Source organism: Kribbella sp. NPDC056345 (genome assembly GCF_042262745.1).
GTDB lineage: Bacteria > Actinomycetota > Actinomycetes > Propionibacteriales > Kribbellaceae > Kribbella.
On record NZ_JBHJQQ010000006.1, the window covers coordinates 419,178 to 441,456 of the forward strand.

Genomic DNA, 22,279 nt, shown 5'->3' on the forward strand with positions numbered 1-22,279 from the left:
TAAAGGCTTTAGGTTTGCACATAATGAGTTATGGCAAGAGTGGGACTGACCCCTGAGCGGCTGGCCCGTGCGGGGGCCGAGCTGGCCGACGAGATCGGCTTCGACCAGGTCAGCGCGTCGGCGCTGGCCCGGCGGTTCGGCGTACAGGTCGCGAGCCTGTATGCGCACGTGCGCGGCGCTCACGACCTCAGGTCGCGGATCGCTCAGGTTGCCCTCGACGAGATGGCCGACCGGGCGTCCGAGGCGCTGGCCGGGCGGGCCGGGCGCGATGCGCTGGTGGCACTGGGCACGGTCTACCGCGACTACGCCCGTGAACACCCCGGCCGGTACGCCGCCGCGCAGTACCGGGTCGATCCCGGCTCAGCCGCGGTGGACGCCGGGCGACGGCATACCGAGCTGACCCGAGCGGTACTGCGCGGCTACAACCTGGACGAGCCTGCCCAGACGGACGCGATCCGGCTGATCGGCAGCGTCTTCAACGGCTACATCGGCCTCGAGGTCGGCGGCTCGTTCGCCCACTCCGCCCCTGCCAGCGACGAGAGCTGGCCGCGCATCCTCGACGCCCTCGACTCACTCCTCCGGAACTGGACCAAGTCATGATCACCACCCCCATCACCATCGACCTCGTCCGCGGCGCGCTCGAACTGGAGCCCACCGAGCGTGGCCTGGTGCCGCACCGGCTTCCCGCCTGGGCCCGTCGCCAGTACGACGACGACCAGCTCGCCGGTGCGGAAGCGCAGCCGTCGGGCATGCGGCTGGCCTTCCGCACCCGCGCGACTGTCGTCGAGCTCGACGTGATCGCCACCAAGCGGGACTATCTGGGTGCTCCGCCGCGACCGGACGGCGTCTACGACCTGGTGGTGGACGGCGTGCTCGCGGGCCAGGCGACCACCACGGCGGGCGACGTGATGACCATCGACCTGATGGCCGGGACCGCCGACGTACGGCGTGGCGCGTCGACGACCGTCCGCTTCGCCGATCTGGGTGATGCCGAGAAGGCGGTCGAGATCTGGCTGCCGCACGACGAGAACACCGAGCTGGTCGCACTGCGCACCGACGCTCCGATCGCCCCCGTCGCGACTGACGGCCGCCGTACCTGGGTCCATCACGGCAGCTCGATCAGCCACGGCTCGAACGCACTCAGCCCGACCGGGACCTGGCCGGCGCTGGCCGCGGCGCAGGGTGGCGTCGAGCTGATCAATCTCGGGTTCAGTGGCAGCGCGGTCGTCCAGCCGTTCGTCGCTCGCACGATCCGGGACTTGCCCACCGACCTGATCAGCGTGAAGCTCGGCATCAACGTCGTGAACAGCGATTCGCTCCGGCTGCGCACCTTCGTCCCGGCCGTGCACGGTTTCCTGGACACCATCCGCGACGGTCACCCGACCACGCCCCTGCTCGTGATCTCGCCGATCCTCTGTCCGATCCACGAGGACACGCCCGGCCCCACCGGCTGGGATCTGGCTGCCCTGGCCGAAGGCCGCCTGGCCTTCGTCGCCGACGGCGACCCGGCCGACGTACCAGCCGGCAAACTCACGCTCACCACCATCCGCACCGCTTTGGCCCATCTCGTCGCCCAGCGCGCCGCCGAGGACCCCAACCTGCACTACCTCGACGGCCGCGCCCTCTACGGCGAAGCCGATACTCCGGCCCATCCGCTCCCTGACGACCTCCACCCTGACGCCGATTCCCACCGCCTGATGGCTGAGCGCTTCAGCACCCACGCCTTCACCGGCAAGGGCCCCTTCGCGGGACCGTCCCAGGTACGCTAAGGAAGGTAGTGCTGTTGCCGTCGCGGATCCGAGGGAGGTGCGCCGTGGCCCTGGACATGGTCGCTCCGGCGTGGATGCACACGCAGATCACAGCCGAGCAGTACGACTCGTGGACCGCCGAGCAGTGCGCCGGCATCGAGATCGTGGACGGGATTGTCGCTGTGGCGCCGAGTGCCTCCAAACGTCACAACCGGATCGCTCGGCTGCTGGCGAACGCGCTGGACCAGGCCGCCGGCCCGGAGTGGAACGCGGACACCGACTTCGATGTCCGGCTGCAGGACGCGCCGCTGACGAACCGGCGGCCGGACGTGGTCGTCTATCGCGCGGACACCATCGACATCTCCCCCACCCGCCCCGAGCACGTGCTGCTCGTCGTCGAGGTCGTGTCACCCGGCTCGGAGACCACAGACCGGATCGTCAAGGTCGACCAGTACGCGAAGGCCGGGATCGGCTTCTACTGGCGGGTCGAGCAGGCGGCCACCGGGCTACCGATCGTCTACACCTACGTGCTCGATCCGGCCAGCCAGAACTACCGCGACACCGAGGTCTTCGCCGGCGAGATCAAGACCGCCGTACCGTTCCACGTCTCAGTGGATCTCGGAGTGCTCTGACCGCTACTTGGGTGGTTCAGGGTCGATGACTTCGCCCTGTACGACGTTGTCGGCCGACGAACGCGGTCCCGTGGGACCGGTGGGTGGGCCGAAGCCGGTGAAGCCAGGGCCGTTGGAGCCTGGCGTTCCTGGGCCGAAGCCCTGAACTCCGCCCAGGCCGCCCAGGCCGGTGGTGCCTAGTTGGGTTACCCGGCGGCCGAGGAACGCGGTGAGGGCTCGGCGGGACAGCGGGCGGGTGAAGGGGAGGACGAAGAAGAAGCCGACGATGTCGGTCACGAAGCCCGGGGTGAGCAGCAGCGTGCCGCCGATCAGGACGAGGGCACCGTCGGCCAGCTCGCGGCCGGGCATCTTGCCGGTCTCGAACGACGACTGCAGGGCGGCCCAGGCGCGGCGGCCTTCACGTTTGATGAGCCAGGCGCCGAAGGCGCTCTCGGCGACGAGGAGGGCGACGGTGGGCCAGCCACCGATCACCTGGCCGACCTGGATGATCACGTAGATCTCCACGATCGGCACCACGAGCAGCGCGAGCGCCACCAACCAGCCCATGTCGTACCCCTCTCCTGCTTCAGGCCAGGATACGGAGTCCGGCCAAGCTCTAGACGGGAACCTTCTGCCGCACGGGCTTCGCGGCCGGCGGCTCCTGCGGGCGGGCCGGGCGGCGGGTCGCGAGGGCGAGCACAATGCCGAGCAGGCCGAGGCCGGTCAGGATCCACTGCGGCCAGGCACCGAGGCGGATGGCCAGGGTCTTGCCGTCGCGGACCGGGACCTTCGCCACGTAGACGTCCGCGACGAACTGGCCGGACTTGTGCTCGACCTTGCCGTTCGGCTGGATGACGCCGGAGATGCCGCTGGTGGAGGCGATCAGGACGGTCCGGCCGGTCTCGATCGCGCGCATCCGCGTGATCGCGAACTGCTGCTCGGGCTGACCGGTGCCGCCGTACGTCGCGTTGTTCGTCTGCACGACCAGGATCTGGGCGCCGCCGTTGAGGACGTCGGCGATGACGTTGTCGTAGGCGAGCTCGAAGCAGATCACGTCGCCGTAGGTGACGCCGCGGATCGGCACGATGCCGGGGACCTTGCCGGGTGCGGTCTGCCGGCCGACCATCTCCAGGCGCTTGATGTAGGGCAGCAGCTGCTCGCGGAACGGGATGTACTCACCGAAGGGCACCGGGTGCCGCTTCGCGTAGACCTGGCCGGGGCCGGTCTGCGGGTCCCAGACGACGCCGGTGGTCTGCCGCTCGTTCGGGCCGGGGCCCTCGAGGACCGCGCCGACCAGGATCGGGACGTTGACGGCCTTCACGGCCTGCTCGATGTCCGCGCGCGTCTCGTCGTCCTTGAACGGGTCGATGTCGGTCGAGTTCTCCGGCCAGATGACGACGTCCGGCTTCGCCTCGGTGCCGACCTGGACGCGCTTGTCCAGGTCGAGGGTCGCGGTGAGGTGGTTCTTGGTCACGGTCCGGGCCCGGCCGAGGAACTCCAGCCCCTTGCCGGGGACGTTGCCCTGCACCATCGCAGCGGTCACGGTCTTGCCGTTGCCGTCGGTGGACAGGTTGATCAGCGCGCTGCCACCGAAGATCGCCACTCCGGCGATCACGGCCAGCACCCGGACCCGGAACCGCGTGGCCTGCCGGAGCGCGACGTACACGAGGACACCGAGGACGGCGATGACGAAGCTCAGGCCGGGGATTCCGACGTACGCCGCAAGTCTGCCCAACGGGGAATCGGAGAAGGCCCAGGCGAGCCGGCCCCAGGGGAAGCCGCCGAACGGCACCGAGGCGGTCGCGAACTCGGTCGCGATCCACAGGCACGGGATCCACAGCGCCCACAGCTTGTGCCGGAACACCCGCACGGCGAAGGCCCCGAAGACCGCGTAGAACAGGCCCTCCAGGATCGCGAGCGCGATCGCGGCGTCGCCGCCGATCACACTCAGCCAGGGCACCAGTGTCGCGTAGTACGCGATCCCGAAGCCGGCTCCGATCAGGAAGCCTGCCTTCGATGAGAGAGCTGGACCGTTCAGAGCGGCGAAGAACAGGGGCAGTGCGATGACGGTCAACCACGGATAGGTGTGGGGTTCGAAGGCGTACCCGAGCGCTATGCCCGCCGCCACAGCCACCACGACACGCGGCAGCAGCCGCCCCAGAGCCTTCAACCGGTCCACGCCGTCTCCCTAGTCCTCACCACCGGCACCACCGGCCGTGACAACTGTATCGGGAGCGAAGAAGGCCGCGAACATGGAAAGGGGCTCGGCGCCCTTCGGACCAACCGGCGGATCACTGGATGCGAACCGCACGGCTGTTGTCTACTGGGCGCCGAGCCTCTTCACCTCTGCCCCGCGGGGGGCTAACCACCGGCGATCTCAGCCCCCGTCGACTCAAGCCTGGCACTGGCCTGGTCAGCGTCGCGGGATCATCCGGTGGCCGAACTCTGTGTGACCGTTGGTCAAACACGTTCTGACGACTCCCAAAACGATGCTCGCTGCCGACGACGGTGTCAACCTCTCCATCGGCCTCTTTGGGCCGTTGTAACACTTTCGTCTGGCCTACCAGAAGTTACACCTGTGTCACTCCACGTGACTGTTACCTAGGGCAACTATTCGTCACCCAACCGGTACGACGACGGTGCCCTTCGCGCGTGTGATCACAAGGGGTTCGGCAAGCACCTCGGCGGCCGATTCGGACCGGTCCGGCCGGCCCCGGCAGACGACGTACGCGCTGAACTCGAGCTCACGGCTGCGGGTGCCGACGCGGGTGATCGTGGCCTGCACCTCGACCACGTCTCCGGCCCGCAGCGGCTGCAGGAACTGGACATCGGAGTACGACGCGAACAGGCCTTCGTCACCGTCGGCCTGGATGCACACCTCGGTCGCCACGTCACCGAACAGCGCGAGCACATAGGCCCCGTCGACGAGGTTCCCCGCATAGTGCGCGTGGCTGTACGGCACGTACCGGCGATGCGTGACAGACAGGCCAATGGTTGCCTTTGACACCTTTATGCACTCCGCTTCACAGGTTGACGTTTGGTGACGAGGGCATCGACCAGATAGCTGGCGACCTCGCCGGGTGTGGTGCCGCGCCCGAACACGCGGTCGACGCCGAGCTCACCGGCCATCTGCTCGGTGAAACGGGGGCCACCGGCAACCAACACCGGCCGCGCGTTCTCGGCGTACGCCTCCCGGAAGGCCGCGGACATCTCCTTGGTGTTCAGCACATGTGCCTCGCGCTGGGTGACCACCTGGGAGACCAGGATCGCGTCGGCCTTCTCGGCCTTGGCCCGCCGGACCAGTTCCGGTACGGCGACCTGGGCGCCGAGGTTGACCACCTTCAGCTCGCGGTAGTACTCCAAGCCCTTCTCCCCCGCGAACCCCTTGATGTTCATGATCGCGTCGATGCCGACCGTGTGCGCGTCGGTACCGATACAGGCGCCGACGATGGTGAGCCGCCGGCGCAGGTGTTTGCGGACCGCGAGGTTCACCTCCTTGGGCGAGAGCAGCGGGTAGTCGCGCTCGATCACCTCGACCTTGTCGGTGTCGACCAGGTGGTTCACCGGGCCGTAGACGACGAAGAAGGTGAAGTCCGGTCCCATCGGTTTGGCGTGGACGACGAGCGCGGGGTCCATGCCCATCTTGTTGGCGAGCTGGATCGCGGCGCCCTCGGCGCGCTTGTCGTGCGGGATCGGCAGCGTGAACGACATCTGCACCATCCCGTCCCCGGTGGTGTCGCCGTACGGCCGGATGATGCTCATTGGCCCTCCTCCAACAACTCGATCGCCGGGTTGTAGTACTCGCTCGAGCGGCGCGCGACGCCGTCGAGGCCGCGGCCGGCGTCCTGTGGGCGTTTCATCAGCCCGAAGGTGCCGTCGCCGATCGCGTTCAGCAGACCGTCGTCGACGATGCGCTCCAGCAGGTCGATCGACTCCCCCAGTACCTGCCGCGCGCGGTTGGCGATGAAGCCGTCCGGCGCGGGGTGGAAGTCCTCATGAAGGTTGCCGGCAGCACCTAAAACGTAACGGACGTTCTGCAGGGCCAGGTCGCGGTCGGAGATCCACGGCGTCACGACCGCCTCGGTCATCATGCCGACCAGCAGGATGCCCTGCCCGGTCATCGCGCCGACCAGGTTGAAGAAGCCGTCCAGCAGGTAGCCGCGGAACACGTCGCCGGTCATGTGCCGGGTCGGCGGCATCCATTTCAGCGGCGCGTCCGGGAACAGCTGCCGCGCCAGCATCGCGTGCGCGAGCTCCATCCGGAACGAGTCCGGGATCTCCGGCGTGATCTCGAACGCGTGCCCGAGACCGAGCTGCCAGTCCTCGAGCCCGGCCTCCTTGGCGAAGAACTCGTTCAGCAGCTGCGAGACCGTCACCGTGTGCGCGGCCTCGACCGCGTCGGCCGTGGTCAGGTAGTTGTCCTCGCCGGTGTTGATGATGATCCCGGCGCGGGCGTGGATCTGCCGGCTGAACCGCTGGTCGACGAAGGTGCGGATCGGGTTGATGTCGCGGAACAGGATCCCGTACATCGAGTCGTTCAGCATCATGTCGAGCCGCTGCAGACCGGCCAGCGTCGCGATCTCCGGCATACAGAGGCCGGAGGCGTAGTTCGTGAGCCGGATGTAGCGGCCGAGTTCGCGCGACGACTCGTCGAGCGCGGCCCGCATCAGCCGGAAGTTCTCCTGCGTCGCGTAGGTCCCGGCGAACCCTTCCCGGGTCGCGCCCTCGGGCACGTAGTCCAGCAGCGACTGCCCGGTCGAGCGGATCACCGCGATGATGTCCGCGCCGGCCCGGGCCGCGGCCTGGGCCTGCGGGATGTCCTCGTAGATGTCGCCGGTGGCAACGATCAGGTAGATCCATGGCCGCTGTTCGGGATCGCCGTGCTTCTTGATCAGCCGGTCGCGCTCACGCCGTCTGCCGTCGACCAGTTTTAGACCGCCCGCCGCGGCCTTACGAGCCGCCGTACGGGCTCGTGCCGCGTCGCGGCCTTCGGGGAGCCGGAAGGTGACCGATCCCGAGGCTGCCTTCTGGGCGAGCACGTTCAGGTCCTCGGCTTCGCCGCGCAGCAGCGCGTCCCAGACCGGCAGCGCGAACCCGTGCTCGAGCCCGACATCCGCGCGGACGGTGTCCGCCAGCCGGTTCACCCACGGAATGCCTTCCGAGTCCGCGCCGGCCAGCCCAGCCAGCCGCAGTACGGCGCGCTCGACCGAGACCGTCGTGTGCTGCTTGGCCAGGTTGACGATCGGCCGCCCGGCCTTGCGGGCCAGGCTGCGCGCCTTCCGGACGGTGGCCGGATCGAGGTCGAGCTTCTTCACCGCACGAGTCACTGCGACCATCCTTCGGAGTCGTACACGATGCGACCGCCGACAGCGGTCCGCAAACAGGTGGGCACCGGCGAGCCCTCGGACAGATCAGGCAACACCGGTACGCCGGCCCGCGGGTCGGTCGACCAGGCCGCGACCCGCTGATCCGGGGTCTGGACGACGAGGTCGGCCTCGCTCTGCCAGATCGCGTACGTCGCCGGCATGTTCGGTGCGAGCACGCCCGCATCGTCGATCCCGGCCGCCCGCCAACCACCACGGGTATGCGCCTGGAACGCCGCGCGGACCGTGATCCGCTCGTCGGGATTGTGGTGGAACGCCGCCGCCCGCACGGCCTCCCACGGGCCGAGCTCGGTCACCGGCGCGTCCGAACCGAACGCCAGTACGACGCCCGCCCGGGCCAGCGACGCGAACGGGTTCATCGCCTGCCAGCGGTCACCGACACGTTCGGCGTACATGTCGTTCGGGCCGCCCCACAGTCCGTCGAACATCGGCTGCACGCTGGCAGCGACGCCGTACCGGGCGAAGGTGGCGATCGCCTCCGGGCTCGGCATCTCCACGTGCTCCAACCGGTGCCGGACAGCGACAAGCGCCTGGGCACCGACCTTCTCGGCGGCCAGCTCGAAGCCGCGTGCGATGTTGTCGAGCGCCTGGTCGCCGATGCAGTGGAACCCCGCCTGCACGTCTCGCTCGGTGCAGGCGATGACGTGCTCGGCGATCTGCTCAGGCGTCAGGTAGGCGTGCCCGCGGTGATCGGTCTGGTCCGCGTAGGCCTCGCGCAGGGCCGCGGTCCGGGAACCGAGCGCGCCGTCGGCGTTCAGGTCACCGGCCAGGCCGATCACGCCGTACTCGTCGAGGACCTCGAAGACACCGGGCTCACCCCAGTAGAGAGTGGAGTGCAGCCCGAGCTCCTCCGCGGCCTGGCGGACGACCGACAGCTCCCAGCGCGGCCCGATATGCGGCGCCGCCATCTCGTGGAACGCCCCGATCCCACGGGAAGCCATTGCGCGTACGGCGGTCCGGGCGTTCTCCAGCGCACGAGTCTGCGCGGCACTGCCCGCAGCAGCCAGGTCGTCCGACAGCGCGTCCCGCACCGCGTGGTTCGCAGCCCGCTCGACGCGACCGGTCTCGGCGTACCCCTCCCGTGAGGTCAGTCCCGGCACCGCCGCGATCAGCGCCGACGACACCACGCCCGAGTGACCGTCGACGCGCGACAGGTACACCGGCCGGCCACCGGCGGCCCGGTCGAGCTCGGCAGCGGTCGGTGGGCGATGCTCGGGCCAGCGGGTCTCGTCCCAGTTCGACCCCTCGATCACCGCGTCGGCCGGAAGATCGGCGGCATGAGCCGCGAGCCGGTCGAGTGCCTCGGTGAGGGTGCGGGTGCCGGTCAGGTCGAGGCCGTTGAGCAGGAGACCCGTGCCGATGGTGTGGACGTGGGCGTCAACGAAGGCCGGGGTGACCAGCTTGCCGTCGAGGTCGATCACCTCGTCCGCACCGTCGGCGTACGAGGTGGCACTCGTGTCGTCGCCGAGCCACGTCACCACCCCGTCGTCGAAGGCGATCGCGGTGGCATGCGGGTCGGCGGGTGAGTAGACGGAACCGTTGGTCAGAAGTGTGCGCACGGCCTAATCCTCCGCCAGCCTGCTCTCGAACAGACCGCGGACACCCGGCTGGTTCCGCAACAGCTGCAGGGCGTACTCCGCGTGACCGGGCACGTACCCGTTGCCGACGAGCATCGTGACGTCCGCGGCGAGCCCTTCCGCGCCGAGCGCGGCGGCCGAGAACGAGGTCGCCATCGAGAAGAAGATCACCGTGCCACCGGCGGCGGTCGACAGTACGGCGCCGTGCTCGCAACCGGGGACGTCGACGCAGACGACGGTGATGTCGGCCGGCCCCCCAGCGGTTGCCACCGCCTCGGCGAGCGCGACCGGATCCCGGGCATCGGCGAGGGCGACAATGTCCGCCAACCCGGCCGAGTTGAGGGTGTCGGCTTCGTGCTGGACCGGGACGATGCCGATGGTTCGGGCCGCGCCGGCGTCGCGGGCGGCGGCCAGGGACAGCGAGCCGGATTTACCTGCGCCGCCAATTACTGACACGACAGGCTTAATGCCTTTGTCGACATACGAACGGACCACGCGAGCGGTCAGCGCGGGCGCGCCACACACGTCCATCACCGCGAGCGACAGCTCCGGCCGCAGGTCGTCCGGCAACTTCGCGACGATCGAGCGAGCGAAAAGAATCGCGTGCCCGGCAGCCGGGACCTGCTCCCCCTGCCCGTCCCAGCTCTTCAGTCCATCGGTGATCTGCAGCGGGGTCAGCGTCAGCGAGACCAGCGTCGCGACCCGATCACCCACCGCGAGCCCGAGCGGTGAATCCGGGCCGACCTCGTCGACGACGCCGACCAGCATTCCGCCGGAGCCGGTCACCGGGTTCTGCATCTTGCCGCGCGTCTCGACGATCTCCAGCACCTCGCGACGGATGGCGTCGCCGTCGCCGCCATGGGCGCCGGCCAACTGCCGGTACGACGCTGCGTCCAGATTCAGCCGCTCGATCGCGATCCGGACCTCGTCCGGCCAGATCTCGGCGCGGGCGTCCAACCGCTCCGCAGCCTGCGGCAACACGCCCGACGGCGTGATCACGCGGTGTAGTCCTACCGGGCTCGACGGCACCTGTCCTCCTCTGAACGGTCGGGCAAAATACTACTGAACGATCAGTGTGACGAGAATTCTTGCGGCGTACTGTTGGATCTAGGGGAAGTTCTATCGCTATCCTCACATCTGACCACATCGCGCGGAAACCCCCGGAGGACTCGTGACCGACCTGATCAGCCCGGCTGACCTGATCGACCCCGACAGTGCTGCGGGTCAGCCTTACGCCTATCGGCGGACCGAGCTCGTGGAGCCGGACTGGACCCGGATCCCCGGCTGGAAGGACGTCACGGCCGAGGAGTGGCGGTCGGTGCAGTGGCAGCGTTCGCACTGCGTGAAGAACGTCAAGCAACTGCGTGACGTGATGGGCGACCTGGTCGACGAGCGGTTCCACGAAGACCTCACCCGGGACCAGGCCGAGCGCGCGACGATGTCGATGCTGCTGCCTCCGCAGATGCTGAACACGATCGTCCCGCACGGTGCCGCCGACTACACCGAGGCGTTCTACGCGGACCCGGTCCGCCGCTACATGCTGCCGGTCTTCACCGACCGCCGCAGCGACTGGCCGTCGCACCCGCACGCGACACGCGACTCACTGCACGAGCACGAGATGTGGGCCACGGAGGGGTTGACCCACCGCTATCCGACCAAGGTGCTGGCCGAGCTGCTGCCGACCTGTCCGCAGTACTGCGGCCACTGCACCCGGATGGACCTCGTCGGCAACTCGACGCCGGTCATCGACAAGCTGAAGTTCGTCACCAAGCCGGGGCAGCGGGTCGAGGACATGCTCGACTACCTGCGCCGTACGCCGGGTGTGCGTGACGTCGTGGTCTCCGGCGGCGATGTGGCGAACATGCCGTGGCCGCGGCTCGAGTCGTTCCTGACCAGCCTGCTCGACATCGAGAACATCCGCGACATCCGGCTGGCCACCAAGGCGCTGATGGGGATGCCGCAGCACTGGCTGTCCGACGACGTCCGGGCCGGCGTCGAGCGGGTCGCCCAGCTGGGCCGCCAGCGCGGCGTCATGATCGCGATGCACACCCACGTGAACGCAGCCCAGTCCGTGACTCCCCTGGTGGCCGAGGCGACCAAGGCGATGTTCGAGGCCGGTCTGCGTGACGTCCGCAACCAGGGCGTCCTGATGCGCGGCGTGAACGACTCGATCCCCGAGCTGCTGGACCTCTGCTTCGCACTGCTCGACGGGGCGACCATCACGCCGTACTACTTCTACATGTGCGACATGATCCCGTTCTCCGAGCACTGGCGGGTCTCGGTCAAGGAAGCCCAGCACCTGCAGCACGGCATCCTCGGCTACCTCCCCGGTTTCGCCACCCCGCGCATCGTCTGCGACGTCCCGTACGTCGGCAAGCGCTGGGTGCACCAGCTGTCGGAGTACGACGAGGTCCGCGGCATCTCGTACTGGAAGAAGAACTACCGCACCGGCATCGAGCAGCAGGACCCGGAGGCGCTGAACCGCACCTACGAGTACTACGACCCGATCGACAGCCTCCCCGCCGAGGGCCAGGCCTGGTGGACCCAGCACGCCGGCAACTCCCTGGCCGAGGCCGAGTCCCGCGCCGCCGCGTCCCGCGAAGCCGCCGAGGCGCAGAAACTCCTGCCCCTGATCTGATCCCCCGCTGCAGCTTCGTGCAATCCGACCGGTTCTGGGCGTGAGCGGCCGTTGAAGGCCGCTACCATCTGGGGCCGGTTGGTTGCTATCTCGGGAGTTGTTCGTGCGGGTTGTTCGGGTGTCTGTTGGGGTTCTGCTGGGTCTCGTGGGGCTTTTGGTGGCGGCGGTTGGTGGGGTGGCTGCCTTCTGGATCATCGGGCCGGACAACACGGTCCGGTCCGGCGAACAGCATGTGGTGGGCAAAGGTCTGGCGATCGCCAGTACGCCGCAGTTGCTAGACCGGCATGGACCGATCCTGCACGTCGAGGCGCGTTCGGCCGGCGGGAAGCCGGTCTTCGTCGGGGTCGGACGGGACTTCGATGTCGCGAGCTACCTCAAGGGCGTTGCACACACGTCGCTCGTGCAGTTGACGTACCCGATCGCTTTGACCACGCAGGAGCAGAAGGGTTCGGCCGATCCGCTGACCGTTCCGGCGAACCTGGACTGGTGGGTGACCAAGGCCGCCGGCACCGGTAGCCAGGCGATCCGCTGGCCGATCGAGGACGGTCCGTACGACGTGGTCATCATGTCGGCGGACGGGAAGACCGCGCCCGATGTCCAGGTGCGGGTCGGTGTCGAGATCCCGAACGCGTTCCTGATCACCCTCGGCGTCTTCGTCGGCGGCCTGCTGATCCTTGCCCTCGGCATCCTTTTGATCGTGATCCGGCGCCGCCCGGCCACCCCGGTTGCCGCTCCGTTCGCCGCCCCGCCCACGGCTCAGCAGCCCACCGCGCCGGCCCCGTTCGGTACGACGTACCGGGTGCTCGCGGGCACCGTCGTACTGGGCCTGGTCACCGGCTGCTCGGTGGTACCCGAGCGTGACACGGTCACCAAGCTGACCCGGCCGGCCGTCTCGACCGAGGCGGGTCAGGCGGTGATCAAGCGCTACAACGAGGTCAGCACCAGCGCCGGCCGCAGCCGCAACGAGGTACAGATCGGCCAGGTCGAGGGCGGGGACCTGGTCAAGCAGACCCGGGCCGCGTACGCGATCGGCCGCAACCTGAAGCGCCCGATCCCGAAGCCGCCGACCTACACCAAGCCCACCTTCGCCGTACCGGAGTACAGCAGCTACCCCATGCAGTTCGTGACCACCGAGGGCTCGGCAGTCGGCCTCTGGCAGCGCGAGAGCGCCGGCAGCCCCTGGCTCCGAACCATGGCAGCCAACCTCGAGAAGTCCGCCAAGCTGCCCGACCTGACCGGGCTCCGGCCGGCGACCAAGACCGACGGCAAGGACCTGGTGCTGCCGCCGCAGACCGCCGCCACGGCGCTCAGCCAGTACCTGTCCGCGGAGGGCAAGTCGCCGCAGGGCGCATCGTTCACTGTGCTTCCCCAGTTCGGCAAGCGGTTCAAGGATCTGGCGGGCAATCGTGCGCTTTGGACCAAGCACAAGCTCGCCGTGCGGGTCGGTCGGACCTACAGCGTCGCCACGCCGCCCGCGACCTTCATCACCCGGGGCGGTGAGGCAGTCGTGCTCGCCACGTTGAGAGACCAGTACGAGGTCGTGGTCGCGAACAACGCGTACTTCTTCTGGGACTCCGGCGACGGCACCGCATTCAGCCGGCCCTCGACCCGCTACACAAGCGGGCTGACCTCGACCACCCTGCATGACGTGGTGCTCGTCGTTCCGCGCAAGGGCAAGGGGAAGATCCGCATCGCGGCGTACGAGACGCAGATGGTGGACGCGGGCGGCTACTGAGCGATCGGTCGCTCCGCGAACGTCCGAAAGACCGGTCTCCGATCTTTCGGACGTCAGCTACGCGGGGGTCAGTGGGTGATCTTCACCTCTGATCCGGTGGCGGCGGACTCGTAGATGGCGGTCAGCATGCGGGCCATCTCGAGGCCGTGTTCAGCGGGGGCGTCGGCGGGGATCTCGCGGCGGCAGATGCGCAGGAAGTTCTCGATCTGGTTGGCGAAACCGACGGTGAAGTCGAAGCCGAGCGAGTCGATCTGCGGCTCGATGTGCAGCAGGGTGTCGTGGCGTTCGGTGACCATGTGCAGGGCCGGCTCGATCTCCACGCCGCCCTTCTCGCCGAACAGCTGGACCGCGGTCTCGTTGCGGGTGTGCAGCGAGTAGGAGACGTCGACGTTCAGTACGGCGCCGCCGTCGAACCGGATCTGGGCGGTGGCGTAGTCCTCGACGTTGTTGACCCGGGTGGCCGAGGCCGCGCGGTAGCGGGACAGGTTCTGGATGTTGTCCCGGGCACCGATCGGGTCGAAGGTCGCGCCAGACACGGCGACCGCGGCCGGCTGGCCCATCAGGTACCAGCAGAGGTCGACGACGTGCACACCCAGGTCGATCAGCGGTCCGCCGCCGGCCACGTCCTTGTCCCCGAACCAGCCGCCGGGGTTACCGGCGGTGCGCAGGATCGTCGTCCGGGCGGCGTAGATCTTGCCGAACTCGTCCTCGTCCAGGAACCGCTTCGCGACCAGGGCGTTCGGCGCGTACCGCCGTACGTAGCCGATCTGGAGCGCCTGGCCGGTCTCGGTGGTGGCCTTGACGAGTGCCTCGGCCTCGGCGACCGACACGCTCATCGGCTTCTCGACGAGCACGTCCTTGCCGGCGCGCAGGGCCGCTTCGGCGATCTGGGCGTGCAGGTTGTTCGGGACGCAGATGCTGACGGCATCGATCTCGGCGTCGGACAGGATCTCGTCGACGTTGCCGGTCGCCCGCCGTACGCCGAACTGTTCGGCGCGCTGCTTGACCCGCTCGATGTCGATGTCGCACAGCGCGACCACCTCGGCGCCGGGGTTCTTCTGGTAGGCCTTGATGTGTTCCTGGGCGATCGTGCCCACGCCGATCACGGCAATTCTGGTGGTCATGTCAGGAGGCTCCTTGGGCCAGTGCGAGGACGTTCTTGAGGCCGAGCTCGACCGCGCCGGGAGCGGCTTCGAGGCCCTCGAACTCGAGTGTGACGGGCAGGTCGGGTTTGGTGGCGACGAGCGCGAGCAGGGCCCGCAGGTCGAGGTCGCCATGCCCTGGGATGGTGCCGAGCAGGTAGTCGCCGGCCAGTGTCTTCAGCCAGCCGTCGCTGGGGATCGAGCGGCGGATGTGGAAGTCCTTGACGTGCGCGGCGGCCGCGACATCGAGGAGCCCGGACACGGTCCGGCCCGGCACCTCGCCGACGCACAGGCCGTTGCCGAGGTCGAGGGTGACGCGGAAGTTCGGGCGGTCGACGGCGTGGACCAGGCGGGCGACCCGCTCGTGACCGTTCATGGACATGCCGTGGTTCTCGACCGTCGTGGTGATGCCGAGCCCGGCGGCGTGGTCCGCGATCACCTGTGCGCCTTCGACCAGCTGCGGGAACACTTTTTCGAACTCGGCTTGATTTGCCTCGCGCCAGCCCCACGGCAGGACGTCGTGACGGAACAGCTTGGCGCCGAGCCGATGCCCGACGTCCACGTGCCGCCGGACGCGATCGATCTCCTCGGTGCTGCCTTCGCGGAAGTCGGCGCCGATCAGGTAGTTCAGGATCGGGACGCCGCGGTCGCCTGCGGCCTTCACCACGGTCTCGACCAGCTTGTCGTCGGTCAGCAGGTCGTCGCCGAGTGCGGCGATCTCCAGGTGCTCGGCCGGTGAGTCCGCCACCCAGTCCACGACCCCGACCAGGTCCATCTCGCCGCGGGCCATGAGCTTGCTGAAGCTGTACGAACTGACTCCCAGTTTCACTGGTAGTTCCTCTCTTCGTCATGCGTGAGCTTGTGCCAGGGACTCGGGTAGTTCCGGACGCCGTAGACGGCGGGGCCGAACCGGTCGAACGCGTGACCGGCCGCCCCCAGAACCGCTGCCTCACGCCCCAAGGCAGCGGCCACGAACGGGGATCGCTCCGGAACGACGAGTTCCTTCGCGACAGCTGCTTCGAGCGGGCGCAGCAACGCCGTACTCTCGGCCGCGCCACCACAGCGCACGACGACGACATCGGGGTCGACGACCAGGAGAACGGTCGCGATCCGGGGCGCGATCTGCCCGCAGAAATCCTTGATCTCGGCCTTGGCCTCCGCGTCACCGGCGGCGGCTGCCCGCAGCACGGCCTCTCCGGTCGGATGCGACGTCCAGACGAGTTGGCCGCGTTGAGCATTGCGGGTCCAGCGCATGCCGCGCTGGGCGCCGAGCTCGCCGGCCAGGCGATGACTGCCTTGCCGGATCTCCTCGTCGAGGACGATCGACAGCGAGAGCCGGTTGCCGACCTGCAGATAGAGAACGTCGGAGTGCCCGCGACCGGCGCCGCCGCGCTGCTCGGCCAGGGCCGCGAGTTTGATGTCGTTGTCGACGGTGACCAGGCAGCCGAGCTCCGCTGCAACGGTCTCCGCGATCGGCTCACCGACCACCTCGGGCAGCACCAGGCTCGCACGCAGCCGGCCGCTCTCCTCGACGACGCCGGGCAGTGCGACCCCGACTGCCCGCAGCCGCTCAAGATCGGTCCCGCTTTCCTTGGCCGCGGCCTCGATTGCGTTCCGCACCACGTCGACCGTGCTGCCGTCGCGGGCAAGCTCGGCGTACCCGAGTCGCTCCCCCGCCAAATCGCAGAGCACCGCCCGCACGCCTCTCGGCCCGATGTCCACGCCGGCGACCAGACCGGCTTCGCGCACGAACCGGAACGATCTCGCGGGCCGCCCGGGCCCGGCCGACGCGGCATTGCTCGGCTCGACGAGGCCGGCCTCGACCAGATCGTCCAGTACGGCGTGCACCGTCGGACGGGACAACCCCGTCTCGGCGGCGATCACACCGACTGTTTGCGCGACCCCAGCCTCGGCCAGCCATCGCAGGCAGGCGACCTGGTTCGCGGACCGCTCCGCGTGAGCAGCTCCAGGAGCAGTCTCCATCGACCCCAACCAATTATCCAACCGGCTTTAATAACCACGCTAGTCGACCACCGCTGGTCCTGACAAGCAACTTCCAAAGCTCACGGAGAGCGATCCCCCACGCACCCCACGACACCTTCACCCGAACCACCACACTCACCCCGCACCCCGCCACACCCCCACCCACCCCCGCACCCCGCCAAACCCACACCCACACCCGCCAAACCCACACCCACACCCGCCACACCCATACCCGAACCACCCCCCCCGCCCCCGCCCCCGCACCCGAGCCGCCACACTCACTTCCGCACCGCAAGCAACCTCGTGGCCCCCCGATTGCATTTATCTCTTAGGAACGCAATCACTTGCGGTGCATTGCGTGCGTTGATCTCGCAGGAACGCAACGGATGGCGGGCCGCGGCCTTGATCTCGCAGGAATGCAATCAACGGCAGCCGAACGAGGGGGACCTTTCAGGATGCAGGCCCGGCGCTACTGGCCAGCCATGGTTGCGGGTGCGGCCGCTTCCGCCACCTTCGTCCTCAGCGGGATCATCCGCGGCACGTACCCGTTCGGCGACCGGACCCGCAGCACCAACGATCTCGGTCAGCAGTTCATCCCGATGGCCGCGCACCTGCGCGACGTCGTCACCGGCCAGGCCGCGGGCGATCTGGTGTTCAACTGGCAGAGCGGTTTCGGAGTCCCGTTCCTCGGCGACTTCATGGCGTACGTCGGCTCCACGCTGTCCTGGATCGCATTCGTAATGCCGCGGGACCGGATCGACCTCGCCCTGTTCCTGATCGCCACGGCCGCGATCGGAATCGGGGCCGGCACCATGACGGCGTACCTGCGGATGATCCGGCCGAGCGGTCCGGTCTGGATCGCCGTCACAGCCGGGACGTCGTACGGCGCCTGTTCGTGGGCGATCGACGATGCGGCGTACATGACCACCTGGCTGAGCGGGATGGTCGCGTTCCCGGTGCTCTGTCTGCTGTGTGAGTGGATCCTGCAGAAGCGGTCGATCATCGCGATGGTGGTGACGCCGATCGTTGTCGCGCTGCTGTGGACGTCGCATTTCTACACGGTGTACATGGCAACGATAGGGGCCGCGATCGTCACGCTGGCACGGATCCTGGCGGCTGATTCGAGCGAGCCTTGGCGGCAGCGGCTGACCGGTGGAGTCCGGTGCGTTCTGGCCGTTGCTCTCGGCATCGGTCTGACGGCACCGCTGCTGGTTCCGACGTTCGCTCTGGTGCGGGCCGCGACTCCGAGTCCACCGCAGGAGTTCCAGCGGACCGGGACGCGGGAGTTCCTGTCGCGGCTGTTGGCCGGCACCGAGGGGGTCGGCACGAGTCCGAGTTTCGCCGTGGGGACGCTGATGCTGTTGCTCGCGTTGAGCTTCCCGCTCAACCGCGCGATCGCGTTACGGCAGCGGCTGGTCTGGACGCTGACGGTTGGCCTGACCGTGGTCAGCATGCAGGTGACGTTCACGCATCGGGCCTGGCACGGGTTCGATACGCCGCAGGGCAGTTCGTACCGGCAGGCGTTCGTGATCGCGGGGATGCTCGTGATCCTCGGCTGGATGTCGGTGAGCGCGTTCCCGAGATCGCGCTCCCTCCTGAACGCGCTCTCTCCGGCGGTCCTCTCTCCAGCGCTACTCGTTCTCGGGCTGTACGTGTGGACGCGCGACGTCCGGCACATCACGCCGACCACGCGCATCGTCGTACCGGTCCTGATCGTTGTCTCGGTGCTTGCTTGGTTCTGCACCCGTGATCGGGCACTTGGATGGCTGCGCCGGGGTGTGGTTGCGGTCCTGGTCGGCGCGGTACTGGTTGAGGTGACGGCGTCCTCGGTGGCCATCGACGAGGCTCGATACGGGAGGCTCTCGAACACGGTGTATTGGGGAGCCGACCATGAGCAGGTGCGGTCGTTGGTGCAGTCGATGGATGGCTGGCCTGAGTATCGGACGGCACCGGGGCAGCTGATCACGTTCAACGATCCGATGCTGCTGGGTGGGCAGGGACCGCAGTACTACTCGAGCACCATCCCAGAGGCGACGTCCCGAGCGCTGATCGCGCTGGGATTCGGCTACACGTCGTACGGGCGCGCTCTTTACGATCCCGAGAACCCCGTCGTGGACGCCGTGTTCGCGATCCGTGGTCGCGTGATCCGCGACGGCGGACCGAAGCTCGTGACGCGCGATGCTGCAGCGCCACTGGTCACGATCCGTCCTGCGGCTCCGTGGAAGTCGTCGGATCCGGGACCGTACGGCGTTCAGGAGACCGCTCTCGGGGCCGACGTCTACACCGTGCCGAAGCTTTCCGCCGTGATGATTGCAACGGGTGCCACCGGGAGGGTCGTCGCCTCTTGTCGGCCCGGGGCTGAGGTTTACCTGACCGCGCCCGAGTACGTCGAGCTGTTCATCGACGGCTCATGGAAGCCGACGCTGCGGGACAGGCGTCCTGGTATTTACAGTGGCGCTCCCCTGACTCGGGTCGGCACAGCCGATGCCAGCGGCAACGTTCGCGTCGATATCAAGGCGCACCAGCAGACCACGATCCCGAGCGGAGCCCTGGCCTGTCTGGATCGCAGTCGCCTGGCCGCCGCTGTCCGCGACCTCACTGAATCCGCACCGCCCGTCGTGCAGGTCGGCGGTCACAGCATCCGCATCCAGCGGCTTCCGGGTCGCGCCGCGACGGTGACCGTGGCCGCGATCAACATCGAGGGCTGGCGCTGCGCCGTGGACGGCAGACCAACTACCCCGATCGCCCACGCCGGTCTCTTGAGCATCGCTGTGGGACCACGCGCATCCGAGGTCGCCTGTACCTACCGACCACCCGGGACCCGCCTCGGCCTGGCAGCCGGCGCAGCTTCCCTGGCCGCCCTCCTACTCCTGACAGCCTTCCTGGTCCACCGCCGATCACGGACCGGTCGGGACGGGCAGGCCGGGCAGGCCGGGCCAGATTTGCGGCCCTGAGCGTGCATTCGGCGGGGCGTGAACAGGAACTGGTGGGCTGGGACAAGGCACAACTTGTTCAAGCACCCCGATCAGTGTCCGAACCCCCACCAACTGGCTGACCACACTCGCCAGACACTCGTCCTCAAGCTGAGGGGATCACGCGAGCAGGGCTGGTAGTTCGGCGAAGGTGTTGACGGTTTCGCCGGACCAGGCGGGGTGGCTGTTGGAGTGTTCGAGGGTGCGGATGGTGTGCATGCCAAGGGCGGCTGCGGCGGGGAGTTCGTTGTCGCGGCCGTCGCCGATGTAGACGCATTCGGAGGGGGTGACGCCGAGGGCGGAGCAGGCGGCGAGGTAGATGGCGGGCTCGGGTTTGGCGGCACCGAGCTCGGAGGAGAACGCTGTGGTGTCGAAGTACGGCGCGAGCGGGCTGTCGCGCCACTGCAGTTGGGTCTCGGTGGTGATGTTGCTGACCAGGCCGATCCGCCAGCCGTCGGCGCGGAGTTTGGCCAGGGTGCCGAGGGTGCCGGCGGGCGGTCCTTGCATGAGGCGGCGGGTGAGGGCGCGGCGGAGGTTGGTTGCCTCGAGCACCTGGTCGTCGGTGGGGTTGCCGCCGGCTCGTTCGGCGATGAGACGGACGGTGGTCTCCAGGTCGCCGTACATGCCGGTGAAACGCTCGTACGCGGCCGCGTCGAACTCCCGGATGAAGCGCGCTGCGTCGACGCCGAGGAGGCGGGCCATCGCCTCGTTCAGCACTCCGCGCTCGGCGTCGCCGCCCGGGATCAACGTGCTGAACAGGTCACTCAGAAGCACTCGACGCATCCCATGACCCTACGTCAACGGCGTCGCTCGGGTGCTGGAAAAGGTGCGGCGTGGACGCTCGCGGGCCGAGTAGCCTCGCGTACGGCAAGGAGGTGCGGCAGTGCGGTGGTTGGAGGACGGTTTGCCGGCGGCGGTCGCGGCGGCGTTGCGGGAGGTCGCGCCTGAGCTGGGCGATCAGCCGATCGCGATGCGGCCGGCGCGGGTTGAGGAAGATCCCGAGTGGTGGCTGGCCAGCGCGGTGGCTGGTGAGCGGTTCGTGGTGAAGTTCGCGTGGTCGGAGCCGGCAGCGCTCCGGTTGGCGCACGAGATCGCCGTACTCGAGGCACTGGAGATTCCGTTCCTGCCCGAGGTCGTTGCGAGTAGCACCGATCCGCTGCTGCTGGTGACGGCACTCGAGCCGGGGCAGGCGTTGTTCGACGTCGTGGACTCGCTGGACCGGGATGAGGTGGGGCGGCAGCTCGCGGAGTTCCTGGGTGCGTTGCATGATCCCGGGGCTGCCAGGCGGGTCGAAGGTGAGCTCGGTCGGCTTCCGCCGGCGTCGTTGCAGCCGGCATCAACAGACGTGCTGCGGGACCGCTTTGCCCGGTGGATTCGGGCGGAGCAGCGTTCCGCCGTACGGCGGTGGTGTGACTGGGCGGACGACGTACTGGCGACCCCGCGCCCGGGCGTGCTCGTGCACGGCGATCTGCACGGTGGGAACCAGGTGTGGGCCGAGGGTCGGTTGAGCGTGGTGGTGGACTTCGAGACCGCTGGTCTGGCCGAGCCCGAGTACGACCTCCGGCTCTTCCCCGGCACCGGCCCCGGTGTCGAGCTGCTCACCGCAACGCTGCGCCACTACACCGCTCACCCGCTCGACCCCGAACGCATCATGGCATGGCACCTCCGCACAGTCCTCGGCGACGCCCTCTGGCGCTCCGAAGCCGGAGTCCCGCTCCCCGACCACCGAACGCCCGACGAGTGGGTCGACGACCTCACCAACCGCTTCGCCGCGCTCGGCATCGCCCCGTAGGCGGACCGCCATCACCCACTAACCCCGCGCGACCACCCTGGTTCACGCTCAGCACCCGACGCCCGGCCACGCTGGAGCAGAGTTAGTGGGTGATGCACGTCCGTCCCGCGACCTCCACCCGTCAAGAAGACTCCCCGTCCGTCCAAGGAAACCGCACACCCACCTGTCCTGCCACAGGGCCGCGGTCGGGCTACAGCGCTGGGGGGCGGTGTTCGTAGGGGGTGCTGAGGACGATGGTTGTGGTGGTGGAGACGTTGGCTCGGGCCCGGATGACGGCCAGGAGGTTCTCCAGGGCGGCGGGTGAGGCTACCCGGACGATCAGGACGTAGCTGGAGTCGCCGGCGACGGAGTAGCAGGACTCGATCTCGCGGACGTCGCGGAGGCGTTCGGGCGAGTCGTCGGGCTGGGAGGGGTCGATCGGGCGGATCGCGATCAGGGCGCTGAGCGGGAGGTCGAGTGCGGTGTGGTCGATCAGGGCGGCGTACCCCTGGATGACACCGCGCTGCTCGAGGCGCTTCACCCGCTGATGCACCGCGGAAGTGGACAGGCCGGTGGCCTTGCCCAGGTCGGTGAAACTCATCCTGCCGTCGGATGCGAGCAGCCCGACGATCTTGCGGTCCAGGTCCTCCATCCTGGAGACCCTACTGCCGCGAGACCCCGGCATGAAAGCATCGCCTCATGGCTGAGATGGATCTTG

General features: G+C 68.6%; 19 protein-coding genes. 7 read left to right on the forward strand and 12 right to left on the reverse strand.

The annotated features are described in order from the left end of the window. Positions 1-30 precede the first annotated feature (30 nt). Genes ACFCV3_RS23815 through ACFCV3_RS23825 form a run of 3 tightly spaced genes read left to right on the forward strand, consistent with a single transcriptional unit; the run spans position 31 to position 2,380 of the window. Positions 31-600, forward strand: coding sequence for a TetR/AcrR family transcriptional regulator (locus tag ACFCV3_RS23815; RefSeq protein ID WP_376033199.1), 570 nt, complete (start codon positions 31-33; stop codon positions 598-600). Then, a complete protein-coding gene (locus ACFCV3_RS23820) occupies positions 597-1,769 on the forward strand; it encodes a GDSL-type esterase/lipase family protein (protein ID WP_376033201.1) in 1,173 nt (390 codons plus the stop codon). The genes ACFCV3_RS23815 and ACFCV3_RS23820 overlap by 4 nt, the downstream gene beginning before the upstream one ends. 44 nt (positions 1,770-1,813) lie before the next feature. Continuing rightward, positions 1,814-2,380, forward strand: a complete 567-nt coding sequence (locus ACFCV3_RS23825; RefSeq protein ID WP_376033203.1) for a Uma2 family endonuclease — start codon at positions 1,814-1,816, stop codon at positions 2,378-2,380. Positions 2,381-2,383: 3 nt separating this feature from the next. On the opposite strand, the gene ACFCV3_RS23830 is transcribed toward ACFCV3_RS23825, so the two are convergent. The 7 genes from ACFCV3_RS23830 to ACFCV3_RS23860 form a co-directional block, all read right to left on the reverse strand. Continuing rightward, positions 2,384-2,926, reverse strand: a complete 543-nt coding sequence (locus tag ACFCV3_RS23830; RefSeq protein WP_376033205.1) for an FxsA family protein — start codon at positions 2,924-2,926, stop codon at positions 2,384-2,386. 49 nt (positions 2,927-2,975) lie between these two features. Further along, the gene (gene lnt / locus ACFCV3_RS23835) at positions 2,976-4,538 is read right to left on the reverse strand and encodes an apolipoprotein N-acyltransferase (RefSeq protein ID WP_376033206.1); all 1,563 of its coding nucleotides are present in this window, start codon (positions 4,536-4,538) and stop codon (positions 2,976-2,978) included. 438 nt (positions 4,539-4,976) lie between these two features. Continuing rightward, positions 4,977-5,366 carry a hotdog domain-containing protein gene (locus ACFCV3_RS23840; RefSeq protein ID WP_376033207.1) on the reverse strand — a complete coding sequence of 130 codons (390 nt, stop codon included), beginning with the start codon at positions 5,364-5,366 and terminating at the stop codon, positions 4,977-4,979. Positions 5,367-5,368: 2 nt separating this feature from the next. Further along, complete coding sequence (locus ACFCV3_RS23845) at positions 5,369-6,121, reverse strand: OAM dimerization domain-containing protein (RefSeq protein ID WP_376033209.1); 753 nt, start codon at positions 6,119-6,121, stop codon at positions 5,369-5,371. Then, positions 6,118-7,686 (reverse strand): lysine 5,6-aminomutase subunit alpha, encoded by a 1,569-nt coding sequence (locus tag ACFCV3_RS23850; RefSeq protein WP_376033211.1) that lies wholly within the window; start codon positions 7,684-7,686, stop codon positions 6,118-6,120. The genes ACFCV3_RS23845 and ACFCV3_RS23850 overlap by 4 nt, the downstream gene beginning before the upstream one ends. Beyond that, positions 7,683-9,302, reverse strand: coding sequence for an amidohydrolase (locus ACFCV3_RS23855; RefSeq protein ID WP_376033213.1), 1,620 nt, complete (start codon positions 9,300-9,302; stop codon positions 7,683-7,685). The genes ACFCV3_RS23850 and ACFCV3_RS23855 overlap by 4 nt, the downstream gene beginning before the upstream one ends. Before the next feature lie 3 nt (positions 9,303-9,305). Next, positions 9,306-10,319 (reverse strand): L-erythro-3,5-diaminohexanoate dehydrogenase, encoded by a 1,014-nt coding sequence (locus ACFCV3_RS23860; RefSeq protein ID WP_376033214.1) that lies wholly within the window; start codon positions 10,317-10,319, stop codon positions 9,306-9,308. A 172-nt stretch (positions 10,320-10,491) separates the two neighbouring features. On the opposite strand from ACFCV3_RS23860, the gene ACFCV3_RS23865 reads away from it, so the two are divergent. Further along, a complete protein-coding gene (locus tag ACFCV3_RS23865) occupies positions 10,492-11,958 on the forward strand; it encodes a KamA family radical SAM protein (protein WP_376033215.1) in 1,467 nt (488 codons plus the stop codon). 145 nt (positions 11,959-12,103) lie between these two features. Next, positions 12,104-13,693, forward strand: a complete 1,590-nt coding sequence (locus tag ACFCV3_RS23870) for a hypothetical protein (protein ID WP_376033217.1) — start codon at positions 12,104-12,106, stop codon at positions 13,691-13,693. A 68-nt stretch (positions 13,694-13,761) separates the two neighbouring features. Here ACFCV3_RS23870 and ACFCV3_RS23875 read toward each other — a convergent pair whose 3' ends face one another. From ACFCV3_RS23875 to ACFCV3_RS23885, 3 genes are read right to left on the reverse strand one after another with little or no spacing between them, the layout of a single operon-like run. After that, positions 13,762-14,817, reverse strand: coding sequence for a Gfo/Idh/MocA family protein (locus ACFCV3_RS23875; protein ID WP_376033219.1), 1,056 nt, complete (start codon positions 14,815-14,817; stop codon positions 13,762-13,764). Between the two features lies 1 nt (position 14,818). Then, complete coding sequence (locus ACFCV3_RS23880) at positions 14,819-15,664, reverse strand: sugar phosphate isomerase/epimerase family protein (RefSeq protein ID WP_376033221.1); 846 nt, start codon at positions 15,662-15,664, stop codon at positions 14,819-14,821. Beyond that, entirely contained in the window at positions 15,661-16,818 is a 1,158-nt protein-coding gene (locus ACFCV3_RS23885; protein WP_376033223.1) for an ROK family protein, read from the reverse strand. The genes ACFCV3_RS23880 and ACFCV3_RS23885 overlap by 4 nt, the downstream gene beginning before the upstream one ends. A 455-nt stretch (positions 16,819-17,273) precedes the next feature. Here ACFCV3_RS23885 and ACFCV3_RS23890 point away from each other — a divergent pair, with 455 nt between their 5' ends. Further along, on the forward strand, positions 17,274-19,772 hold the full coding sequence (locus tag ACFCV3_RS23890; protein ID WP_376033225.1) for a YfhO family protein: 2,499 nt from the start codon (positions 17,274-17,276) through the stop codon (positions 19,770-19,772). Between the two features lie 138 nt (positions 19,773-19,910). Here the strand turns inward: ACFCV3_RS23890 and ACFCV3_RS23895 are convergent, their stop codons facing one another. Continuing rightward, complete coding sequence (locus ACFCV3_RS23895) at positions 19,911-20,573, reverse strand: HAD family hydrolase (RefSeq protein WP_376033227.1); 663 nt, start codon at positions 20,571-20,573, stop codon at positions 19,911-19,913. Positions 20,574-20,673: 100 nt separating this feature from the next. Here ACFCV3_RS23895 and ACFCV3_RS23900 point away from each other — a divergent pair, with 100 nt between their 5' ends. Next, on the forward strand, positions 20,674-21,582 hold the full coding sequence (locus ACFCV3_RS23900) for a phosphotransferase family protein (RefSeq protein WP_376033229.1): 909 nt from the start codon (positions 20,674-20,676) through the stop codon (positions 21,580-21,582). A 190-nt stretch (positions 21,583-21,772) separates the two neighbouring features. On the opposite strand, the gene ACFCV3_RS23905 is transcribed toward ACFCV3_RS23900, so the two are convergent. Further along, the gene (locus ACFCV3_RS23905; RefSeq protein ID WP_376033231.1) at positions 21,773-22,213 is read right to left on the reverse strand and encodes an Lrp/AsnC family transcriptional regulator; all 441 of its coding nucleotides are present in this window, start codon (positions 22,211-22,213) and stop codon (positions 21,773-21,775) included. Between the last annotated feature and the right edge of the window lie 66 nt (positions 22,214-22,279).